The organism is Streptomyces sp. NPDC107522 (genome assembly GCF_055657525.1).
The window spans coordinates 73,861-84,237 of sequence record NZ_JBVKAU010000026.1 but is presented as its reverse complement, the minus strand read 5'-3'; the positions used below and the strand labels follow the sequence as shown (position 1 = coordinate 84,237).

Genomic DNA, 10,377 nt, shown 5'->3' with positions numbered 1-10,377 from the left:
GGAGCACGGGGGGGAGGGGGGGGGGCTGGGGGATGGGGGGTGGGTTGTGTTGGTTGTTCTGCCCCCCACGATCCCCCCGGTGGGACCGAACCCCCCCCCCCGCCCTCCCGCCGGGGCCGCCGGGCCGGTTCGCGCTGCACCGGCCGCGGCCGGGCGCTCACCCCAGCCGGACGGTGATCCTCTGCGTGACGCCCCTGCTGGTGCTCAGGTCTGCGAAGGTGAGCTTCAGCGCGGAACCGGTGGTCGCCGCGGTCACGGTGGACGGCTTGGCGAGCACCGCCGACACGGCACGGTTCCAGGTGAGCGTCAGACTCGTCTGCATCCGCATCGGATCGCTCACGCAGATCACCGCCGTGCCGTCGGACTTCTCACTGATCATCACGCAGCACGGATGGCTCGCGACGAGAGCGCCGACCGTGCCGCCGAACCAGAAATTGACCCCGGTGAAGCCGAGCGAGGAAACGGCCACCCCTTGCTGGTCGTTGGTGTTGGCGAGGACGGTCAGCCAGGTCGTCGCCGCGGCCCGGGCCTGCGTCCGGGCGGCCGTCGCGCCCGGCATGAGGAGATAGGCGCAGGTGCCGCCCGCCGGGTTCGTGCCGTGGTCGATGTACATCGTCAGGTACTTGCGGTTGAGGACCGTCGTCGAGCCGCCCTTGTTGATGTCGCTCCACCGGCCGTCCCGCGCGTCCCGCAGCGCCTTCACGGTGGCTCCGCCGGGGAACACATAGCCGCCGTGTCCGCCGATGTGCGCCCAGGTGGCGCCGGTGAGCGTTTCCGACCAGGGGTAGCCGGCGGGCTTGGTGGTGCCGTCGACGACGAAGGGAGCGCCGCCCGTGGGGCCGAGGTTGCGGTTCTCGACCGTGGTCTCCACCGTCGTCCCGTCGGTGCAACTGATGCCGGCGCCCAGGCAGACGACCGTGTCGTCCAGGAAGAACCACGACTTCTTCGCCAGCAGCGTGGACTGCAGCCCCTTCAGGTACTGCCCGATCGCCGCGCGCTGCCCGTCCGTGGCTCCGCCCACCCAGTTCACGTCCGGCAGGGAGGCGCCCCAGCCGCCGCCGGCCGCGTCCGCGAGTGCCTTGCGCGAGGCGGTCGTGCCGGGCAGCCGGTACGGGTCGACGGTGGGCCAGAAGGCGTCGCTGTACTGGCCGTTGCCGAAGGTGTCGCCCCACCAGTAGAGCATTCCCGAACCGGTGTGCCAGCCGCGCAGGTTCTCGCCGTTGCCCGTCTCGTAGTACGTGATCCGCCGGTCGGCCATGCTGAGCGAGGCCGCCCAGCCGGGTCTGCGGTGGGTCGCCCGGGCCATGTCGGTGAACAGGCGATGGCCGGTCGGCTCGGCGATCGAAGTTATCGAGGTGTCGTCGAGGACCGACTTGAGTCGGGCCAGACCGGTCAGACCGATCGTCGGATTGCTCATCGGCGGGCTGTAGTAGTCGCGTTGCAGCCAGCCCTTGACCAGACCGCGCCAGCGAGCGTTCTCCGTCGTGCTCGCGCCCTGTCCGAGCAGAACGATCGACGCGAGGATCGGATGACCACGCAGGTGATCGTCCTGCTGGATCTGTTTCGTGTCGGTCGCGGACAGTCCACGGCTGATCGCCCGGCCCGACACGCCGTCCATCACGAGCCCGTTGTAGAGGAACGGCGCCCATGCCTTCTCCACCGCGTCGAACACGATCTGCCGGTTCGTGTCGGTGACCTCCCAGCTCGACCCGGCCAGCAGCGCGAACAGCATCCCGAGCCCGCCGAGCAGAACCGATCCGTAGGAGCCGGTGTACGGCACGGTGGTGTGCTGGATGAACGATCCGTCCGTGTAGAGCCCGTCGCCACTGGTGACGTACGGGAACACCGGGGAGAGGGCATCGCGCGCCAGGGCGACCTTGGCGGAGTTCGCGCCCACGATCCCGCGCAGGGCCAGGACCCGGCACAGGTCGACCCGGTTGGCGCCGGTACTGGTGCCGGTGTAGCTCGACACGGCCGAGTCGGGCACGAAGTGGTCCACCGCGGCGACGTAGTCGGCGATCCGCTCCGCCGGCAGGTGGTCGTACATCAGCACACAGACGTCGAGCAGCGCCTGCGGGGCACCGATCTGCCAGCTGTACCAGTTGCCGTAGCGGGTTTGCCCCGCGTTGTAGACCTCGGAGTGGAGATGGTCCAGCCCGGTGAGGATCGCGTCCTTCAGCCCTGCGTCACCGGTCAGACCTGTGCCCTGCTGGCAGTAGGCCTGCGCGAGCGTGTTGAGCCGGCTGTAGCTGGCGTGCATGTTGCCGGAGTAGCCGTACGACTCCTGATCGGTGTCGGGCTCCGGGTCTGCGTAGGCCAGGTCCGGCCACAGGGATCCGGCCGCCGGGGTCATGGACGACCGCAACTGGTTTGCCGTGCTGCCCAGTTCGGCGAGCCGGCTTCTGAACGGTTCGGCGGTGGGGCTGAACCCCTCGCCCAGGACGAGCCTGCGCCACTTGGCTCGAAGGGTTGCGAACTCGTCCGCCTCCGCGGCCAGTACGGCGGACGGAGACACGGCGCTCGCCCGGACGGGCAGGCCGAGCGCGACAGCGGTGCCGGTGCTTGCGGTCAGAAAGCCGCGACGTGACCAACGAGTCGTCATGACGGCGCTTTCTAGCAGGGGAGCGCTCAAACGCTCAATAGGGGATACCGAATTGAGCGTATCGATCGTTTGACGGGAGGCGCGAGACGGGAGGCGCGAGACGGGAGAGGGGAGTGGGGAGGGGAAAGGGGGCGTCGGTCGGCTGGTCCGCCCACGCATTCCGCTGAACCGGCTGGACGGCAACCCCGTATGAGTCGTCGGGGGAATGGCGAAGCCCGTGCAGACGGGACGGAAGGAGAGCGGTGTGCCCACACGGCCCGACCCTGCGCAGCCCGACGAAGGCCCGGCCCTGGAACCGATCCGCGTCCTGCGCCCACGCCGCACCGACGCCCTGGCTGAACTGTTCAAGGAGTGGGAGGAGAACAAGGGCGGCTACGAGACCGTGGCCCTGCCCGCAGACCAGCCCGGCACAGAGGACGCGACACAGGAACTGCCGCCCGTCGCCGAGGACAGGAAGAGTCCACCGCGCGGCGGCGGCGCCCGCCCCGGTACTGCCGTGTCCGGCCCTGGATTTCGCCGCACCGCCGTGGTGGTCGCCGTGACGGCGGCCGCGGTCATCGGCTTCGGCGGGGCTCTCCTGCTCCCCGGCCGCGGTGACGGCGCAGCGGCCCGGACACCGGCTCCCTCCGCGACCTCCTCCGCATCGGCCGAGCCCACTCAGACCGCCTCGGACACCCCGGGTTCCGGCGATCCGGATGGCCCTGCAGCGTGCACCGCGTCCTTCCGGACCGTCTCTTCCTGGCAGGGCGGCTACCAGGGCGAGGTGACGGTGACCAACGCGCCCGCCTCTGCCGTCTCGGGCTGGACCGCGACGGTCGTACCGGCCGACGGCGCCCGCCTCACCCAGGTCTGGGACGGCACCCTCACCAGGTCCGCGGATGGCAGGGCCACCATCGACAACGCGTCATGGAACGGCAGTCTGGAGCCCGGTGCGAGCGTCAAGTTCGGCTTCCTGGCCTACACCTCGGCGACCGGCGCCCCGTCGGCCGAGGTCAGCTGCGCGGCGACGGCCGGGAGTCCTGACGACGACTGATGTGGCTGGCCGATGACTGATGCGTCCCGGGGAAGACTGATGCGGGCCGACGAAGACGGATGCCGGCCGGCGACGACTGGAGCGTGTCGACGACGACTGAGGCGCGGCGGATCAGCGCCCGTGGTCGACCAGCGCCTGGGATACCGCGCGCACGCTGCGGGCGATGTGCTGCAGTTGCATGACCTCCGCCGCGTACAGCTTGATGGTGTGCTCGATGACCGACTCGGGCATGCCGAGCGACGGCAGGTCGGCCCGTGCCGTCTGCAGCGCGGTGCGCGCGACCCGGATCTCGTTCTGGACCTGGATCTGGGCGTGGCGCGCGAGCAGGACGGGGTGGCGGATCAGCGCCGGGTAGCTGGCGTAGCGTGCCGGCACCAACTCCCGCAGCCACTTGGCCGCGGAGCGTTCCCAGTCGTAGGAACCGGGGGTCTTGACCTGGCACGGCCAGTCCGGGCTGATGCGCGTGGTCGTCAGGGGCATGGTCATCGCTTCCGGGTGTGCGGCGTCGTTCGGGGTGTCCGACGGGGTCGGGGCGGCCCCGGCCTAGGGGATGACCGGGGCCGCCGCCACGGGCGCTCGCGCATGCGATGCCCGACCGAACAGCCCGAGCGCCGACGCGGGTAGGAGACGGCGGCCACGGCTGTTCGCGAAGGAGCCCGGGAAACCAGACGGCGTTCGCACGGCGGATGGGGTGACGTGCGCATGAACGGACCGGCTGCTTTCTGCGGGCGGGTGGTGCGGTGTGAAGTATTTATATATGCCGTCCGCTTTGCAAGAAGCATGAAAACATTCATGCGTGATTTGATCTGAATGATTCCTCTGTGACCTGTTTTGATCGGAGTGGACTGAGCCCGTGAGGCGGCCGGTTCGAAGGATCAGTCCCGGAGGAAGAACTGGTGCTGGTCGGAGATCTGCTCGTACTCCTCCAGCCGCGCCTGCGTCCTCTCCGGGTCGGCGTCGGTCATGGCCTGCAGCAGCGCGGCCGCCATCACGCCGGGAGCGGCGTAGGAGTCGAAGACCAGCCGTGAGCCGGTGCCGGTGGCGAAGACGACGTCGGCGGTGTCGGCCACCGGCCCGAGCGCCAGGTCGGTGATCAGGGCGACCCGCAGCCCGGCGCTGCGCGCGACCCGTACGGCCGTGAGCGTCTCCTGGGCGTGCCGCGGCATCGAGAACGCCAGCACCCAGGTGCCGCCGGCCTCGCGCGACTGCAGCAGCGCGTCGTAGGCGACGCTGCCGCCCCGGGTCACCAGCCGCACGTCCGGGTGGATACGGCGGGCCGCGTAGGCGAAGTACTCGGCGAGGGACGCCGAGATGCGCAGGCCGAGGATGGTCAGCGGGGTCGACTGCGACAGTTTGCGGCCGACGTCGATCACCTGGTCGGGGTCGGCGAAGTCGCGCCGCAGGTTCTCCAGGTTCTCGATCTCGGCGTCCACCGCGGCCTGCAGTTCGTTGGCGCCGTTCTCCTCGGCTGCCGCCGGGCCCCCGGCAAGGGTGCCCAGGGCGATCGACTGGAGCTTCTCCCGTAGCGCGGGGTAACCGCTGAAGCCGACCGCCGCGGCGAAACGCGTCACCGAGGGCTGGCTCACGCCGACCCGCTCCGCCAGATCGGTGATCGAAAGGAACGCGGCCTCGGTGATGTGCTCGATCAGGTACTGGGCGATGCGCCGCTGCCCCGGGGACAGCCTCGGCTGGTCGAAGAGCGCCCTGAGCTGGGAAGTCGGGGATGCCTCGGCCTCCGGAGCCGTCTTTCCCGAGGTGATCGCGGATGCCTGCGCACGTGCCTGCTGGGGCGATGACACCGGTGCGCCTCCTTTGTCTCCCACAGTGCTTCAACATAGCTCACACACTGTGGCCACCGAGGCTCCTCCGAGCGGCAACGCTCAGCGGCGATAGATCGTGATCGAATGGCCGACCGTATCGATCGAACGACTGGTCTCGATCAACTCGGCCAGTCGCCCGGTCGCCTTGGCCACCGAGGAGTCCGACACGACCAGCAGCCCGCGCACCTCGCGGACGGGCACCTTGCGCGGGTCGGCGGCCCGGATGCCGTAAGCGGACGGCACCCCGCTGCCCTTGTACACGAGCCAGACCCGCTCGCCCCGGTACCGCTCGCGCAGCCGGTCGGCCAGCCGGCCGAGGTCCTGACCCCAGTCGACGTTGGAGTCGTGCAACCGCAGATGCGTCTTCTCCGGACCGCCGAACGCCTCGTTGGAGTACGGCAGGTAGTAGGGGTACGTCCGCAACGAGCTGACCGCGACCAACAGCGTCAGCACCCCCACCGCGACCGGCGCCCACCGCCACCGCACAGCGACCGCACACCCCGCCGCCACCGCCAGGAACATCGGCACGAACACGGCGTACCGCGTGCCGAAGTCCCGCGACCCGAGCATGGCCGCGGCCAGCAGCACGCCCGTGGGCACCAGCAGATACGGCGCCACGGGCCGCAGCCGCCGTACGCCGAGCAGCGCCACGGCACCCGCGGCCCACAGGGCCAGCATGCCGAGCGGCGTCTTCACCAGCAGCGCGGTCGGCAGGTAGTACCAGAGCGACCCGGTGTAGAGGCGGCCGAACAGAAAGCCCTGCCACGGGTGGTTCTCGAAGCCGAACTGGATCCGCATCCCTTCCCGGTAGGCCTCCGGGAAGGGCAGCAGGTCCACTGCCAACCCGCGCAGACCGTGCACGACGGGCACGGACTGCTCCGGCGCCCAGCGCAGCCGCGGATCGACCACCAGATACGACAGCCACACGACCGCGATCCCGGCCAGCGCCACGACACCGGCGCCCGCAGCCGCGCGTACGAGCGCCCTGCGCCGGGGTTCCCCGGACGACCTCGCGCACCACAGGGACAGAGCCGCGAGCGCCATCAGCACCGGGACCGCCGCCAGCGTGCTCATCTTCGTCGCCAGGGCCGCACCGAGCGCCACCCCGGCGAGCGGCACGTACCACCGCGGCCGGCGGCGGGCCCGCCACAGCAGCCAGACCGACGTCAGCACGAACCCGGCCGCCGGGACGTCCAGTGTGGCCAGTGAGCCGTGCGCTATGACGTCGGGGGAGAAGGCGTACAGGCCGAGCGCCGCCAAACCGCCTGTGGCACCGGCCAGTTCACGGGCGAACGAGAAAACGATCAGCCCGAACAGAAGCGTCAAAACGATCACGGGCAGTCGGGCGAACAGCATCAGCCGCCACGGGTCGTTCCCGGACTCGTACAGCAGGTGCCGCCCCAACTCGCCCTGATCGCCGCTGAAGGAGGGATCGACATGCGGATCGGCCAGGGCCACTCCGACGCCGATGAGCAGCTTTCCCAGCGGCGGATGCTCCGGGTTGTGACGCAGCCGGTGCTCGTGCAGATACTCGGCCGCCGTGCCCACGTACACGGGTTCGTCGATCGTCGGCGTCTGCTGCACGGCCGTCGTCACCATGGCGACAGCCATCTGACCGAGCAACACGGCCACGAGGAGCGGCACGAGCAGGCGGCGCGCGGACCGCCGCCAGGGCCGGCTGCCGCGTGCGCCGGGCGTGCCGGACGTGCCGGACGTGACGGAGGCGTCAGGCGCGTGAGGGAACGAGTCAGGGGCCGGGGCCGAGTGCTGTTCGAGCGCCATCATCCGCTCCGCGGCGCCGTCGGCCCCACGGCGGCGGGTGTTGAGGAAGAGCCGGCCCATGGGCCTACTCTGCCTCAACGCCCGCCGGGGACGCCGTCACCGCTTGAGGAGTCGTACCGACAGACCTTCCGTCGTGTAGACGGGTACGGCCCGCAGCGTGTCGGAGTTCAGCTCCACCCGGTCGAACTGGCCGCGCAGCTGCGCGGCGTCGATGACGGGAACCGTGGTCCCCGCGACCGGAGGCCGCTCGGCATCGAGACGCAGCGACAGCACGCTGCCCCGGCCCAGCACGACCCGGCGGGACACGTCGAGCGCCGGACCGTGGTTCTTGCGCAGCAGCAACTCCAGGCGGGTGTCGCCCTCCTGGACGTAAGAACCGCGCACCCGCAGGACCTTGTCGGCGCGAAGCGTGCCGCCGACGACCCGCACATCGCCCTGACCGAGCGCGTTGGCGGATCCGGCGACGAGCGCGCCGCTCTCGACCACCGTGCCGCCGCGGTAGCGGTTGTGCCCCGTCAGCGTCAGCGTGCCGGTGCCGCGCTTGGTCAGACCGCCCTCGCCGCGGATGTCGTTGCGCCAGGTGTCGGCCGCGCCGAAGCCCCCGGCCGCCGCGTCCAGCGCGACGGTCACGCCGGAGTCGAAGGCGCCGTAACCGTCGGCGGCGGCGAACAGGTCGAGCCGCCCCCACTGCTCGAAGCCGTCCAGCAGAACGTACCCGGCGGGCAGCGCGGTCGTCCGCAGCACCTCGCGGCGCTGGGCCGCGTCCAGGTACGGCTGGCGCGTCTCCAGCAGCACCTCGGCGCCCTTCGGCACGGTGAGCGGCTCGTCGCGGCCCTCGCGGGTCAGTACGTACGTCAGCTTGGGCTTGACCGTGCGGGCGTTGGCGTCCCGGTCGGCGTACGGGTCGCTGTCGGCTCCGGCCGAGTGGGCGTACGCGTACAGGGTGTCGGCCGTCGTGCCGGTCCGCTGCGTGAAGTACGCCAGGGCCTGCGCGCGGGCAGCGGCCTTGAGTTCGGCGTTGGCCGGGTCGACCAGGGCGGCGGCGGCCAGGGCCGTGGCCATGATGCGGCCGCCGAGGACGTCGACCGTGGAGTGCATGCCCGCCACGATGCGGGTGTGGCTGAGCTCGAAAGCGCGGGTGACCAGCTCCTGGAAACGCTCGGGCACGGCGTAGGCGTACGCCAGGGCCGCCAGGTGCAGGGCGTTGGTGTGCCCGCTGGGGAAGCCGCCGTCCTCGGACGCCGTCTCACTGCGCTGGCGCAGCAGCTGCGGGGCGACGACCACCTCCGACTCGTAGACCGGGAAGCCGAAGGAGTCCTTCTTGCCCGTGTCGACGACCTCGCTGTCCTCGTTCATGCGCCACGGACGCGGGTACTGGAAGGCGAACTTGGCCGGGTTGCCGGAGGCGAAGGGGCCGCGCACCGTGTCGACCAGCTTGGCCACCTTGCCGAGCTCCGAGTCGTACGAACCGGCGCCGATCGCCGATCCGGCCGGGGCGTCCGCGGGCAGGGCGTCGCTGATCTTCCCGGCAGGGGTACCGTCCGGCGCGCTGGTGATCGAAGTGACCGCCTTGGCGCCCGACTTGTACAGGTCGGCGAGCGGACCGAGCCCGGCGATCACCGAGTAGCTCTGGTGCTGGCGGTCGACGATGAACGATTCCTTCGCCTGGGCGTCCGTGCGCGCAGTGGTGATCCGGGCGCAGTAACGCATGTTGGCGCGCAGCACGTCGGGCATCAGCGGCGTGCCGGTGTTCCAGGCGCCGCCGGTCTTCCACACCTTCGCGAAGCCGCCGAGGATGCGGACCACCGCATTGGTCTCGGGCGTCTGGTTCGCGACGACGTTCGTCTTGTAGTCGTCGACGAACGCGGCGGCGTTCACCGCGGCCTTGGCGTCCGCGGCGGGCAGCCAGCCGGCGACGGCAGGGACGGCCACCAGGGCCGCCCCACCGCCGACGGAGGTGATCAGAAAGCGCCTTCTGTTCATGACTGAGGTGGTGTGACGGCCGGCGGTTGACGGCATGAGTGCCTCTCTTGAGCTCTTCGGCCGTACGGCCGCGAGGAGATCGAAATGATCGACTCGACCGTCTGGTGTGCAGGACGCACAAAACACACGTGGAGCAGAAGCGCAGAGGGATCGAGTCGTACGAGCGAAGATCTACGGGCGAGTTGTGTCGGACTCGGGATGGCCCGGCGTCCGGCAGGTGTCACAGAAGTGAACGGGCGAGCGCCACCGCCCCCTCCACCGGCGGCAGTCGGAGCGGTCGTGGCCGGGCCCCCGGCACGCTCTCGGCGAGAGCGGAGGCGAAGGCCTCGTACAGGACGGGCTGGGCCAGAACGGTGCTGCCGGCCACCACGACGTCGTCGACCGTGACCCCGCGCGCCGCGAGCCGCGCGACGAGGGCCGCCAGCGAACGGCCGGCCTCGGCGATCACCGCACGGGCGAGCACCGAACCGGCCTCGGCGGCGGCGAACACGACCGGCGCATGCCGGCCCCACTCCGCGGAGACGTCCTCGGCGCCCTCCAGGGCCGCGCCGAGTGCGGGCACTTCGGCGACCCCGAACGTGTCGAGGAGCCCGAGCGCCAGGGCGTCGGGCTCTTCTCCGCGGTCGTGTGCCGCCCACACGGCCCGCGCGGCCTCGCGGACAAGACCGGCCGAGCCGCCCTCGTCGCCGAGCACCGCACCCCAGCCGCCGACCTGAACCGGGCTGCCGTCGGCCAGCCGGCCGACCGCTACGGAACCGGTACCCGCGACCAGACCGACGCCCTTGTCCAACCCCGCGGCAGGAACGAGGAGTTCGGCGTCGCCCACGACCAACGCGGGCGCGTCGAAGTGGAGTTGCAGCGCGGTACGGATCTGGGCGCACTGGCGAGGCGTCTCACAGGCGTGCCCGCCCAGGGCCAGCGCGGACGGGCGGGCACCCGTGGGCAGGGCGTCGGCGACCAGCGCGGCCAGCCAGCCGGCGGCGGCCACGGGGTCGTGCGGCCGCCAGCCGCTGCTCGTCCGGACATGATCGGTGACCACGGCGACCCCGGCGCAGGCGCGGAGATGCGTCTTGGTGCCGCCCACGTCGATACCGACCACGAGTGGCGTCGTTTCCTGCACGGGTCCTCTTTCGTCGTTGCGCAGCGCGATGACGGCG

Annotated in this window: 7 protein-coding genes; 1 reads left to right on the top strand and 6 read right to left on the bottom strand. The window is 71.1% G+C overall.

The features are described from left to right. Positions 1–157 precede the first annotated feature (157 nt). The gene (locus tag ACZ7L6_RS41335; protein WP_471933318.1) at positions 158–2,602 is read right to left on the bottom strand and encodes a polysaccharide lyase 8 family protein; all 2,445 of its coding nucleotides are present in this window, start codon (positions 2,600–2,602) and stop codon (positions 158–160) included. Positions 2,603–2,846: 244 nt separating this feature from the next. Here ACZ7L6_RS41335 and ACZ7L6_RS41330 point away from each other — a divergent pair, with 244 nt between their 5' ends. After that, positions 2,847–3,635, top strand: coding sequence for a cellulose binding domain-containing protein (locus ACZ7L6_RS41330; RefSeq protein ID WP_471933316.1), 789 nt, complete (start codon positions 2,847–2,849; stop codon positions 3,633–3,635). A 111-nt stretch (positions 3,636–3,746) separates the two neighbouring features. Here ACZ7L6_RS41330 and ACZ7L6_RS41325 read toward each other — a convergent pair whose 3' ends face one another. From ACZ7L6_RS41325 to ACZ7L6_RS41305, 5 genes are all read right to left on the bottom strand, one after another. Next, positions 3,747–4,121 (bottom strand): hypothetical protein, encoded by a 375-nt coding sequence (locus tag ACZ7L6_RS41325; RefSeq protein ID WP_471933314.1) that lies wholly within the window; start codon positions 4,119–4,121, stop codon positions 3,747–3,749. Between the two features lie 389 nt (positions 4,122–4,510). Next, positions 4,511–5,434, bottom strand: a complete 924-nt coding sequence (locus ACZ7L6_RS41320) for a MurR/RpiR family transcriptional regulator (RefSeq protein WP_471933312.1) — start codon at positions 5,432–5,434, stop codon at positions 4,511–4,513. Between the two features lie 81 nt (positions 5,435–5,515). Next, the gene (locus ACZ7L6_RS41315) at positions 5,516–7,066 is read right to left on the bottom strand and encodes an ArnT family glycosyltransferase (RefSeq protein ID WP_471933322.1); all 1,551 of its coding nucleotides are present in this window, start codon (positions 7,064–7,066) and stop codon (positions 5,516–5,518) included. A gap of 267 nt (positions 7,067–7,333) precedes the next feature. After that, the gene (locus tag ACZ7L6_RS41310; protein WP_471933310.1) at positions 7,334–9,256 is read right to left on the bottom strand and encodes a phosphatase PAP2 family protein; all 1,923 of its coding nucleotides are present in this window, start codon (positions 9,254–9,256) and stop codon (positions 7,334–7,336) included. A gap of 184 nt (positions 9,257–9,440) precedes the next feature. After that, complete coding sequence (locus ACZ7L6_RS41305; protein ID WP_471933308.1) at positions 9,441–10,340, bottom strand: N-acetylglucosamine kinase; 900 nt, start codon at positions 10,338–10,340, stop codon at positions 9,441–9,443. Between the last annotated feature and the right edge of the window lie 37 nt (positions 10,341–10,377).

What these genes read in the sequence shown, in the direction of transcription:
- ACZ7L6_RS41315 (WP_471933322.1), bottom strand. Translation starts at nt 7,066, where the DNA reads ATGGCTGTCGCCATGGTGACGACGGCCGTGCAGCAGACGCCGACGATC.
- ACZ7L6_RS41310 (WP_471933310.1), bottom strand. Translation starts at nt 9,256, where the DNA reads ATGCCGTCAACCGCCGGCCGTCACACCACCTCAGTCATGAACAGAAGG.
- ACZ7L6_RS41325 (WP_471933314.1), bottom strand. Translation starts at nt 4,121, where the DNA reads ATGACCATGCCCCTGACGACCACGCGCATCAGCCCGGACTGGCCGTGC.
- ACZ7L6_RS41335 (WP_471933318.1), bottom strand. Translation starts at nt 2,602, where the DNA reads ATGACGACTCGTTGGTCACGTCGCGGCTTTCTGACCGCAAGCACCGGC.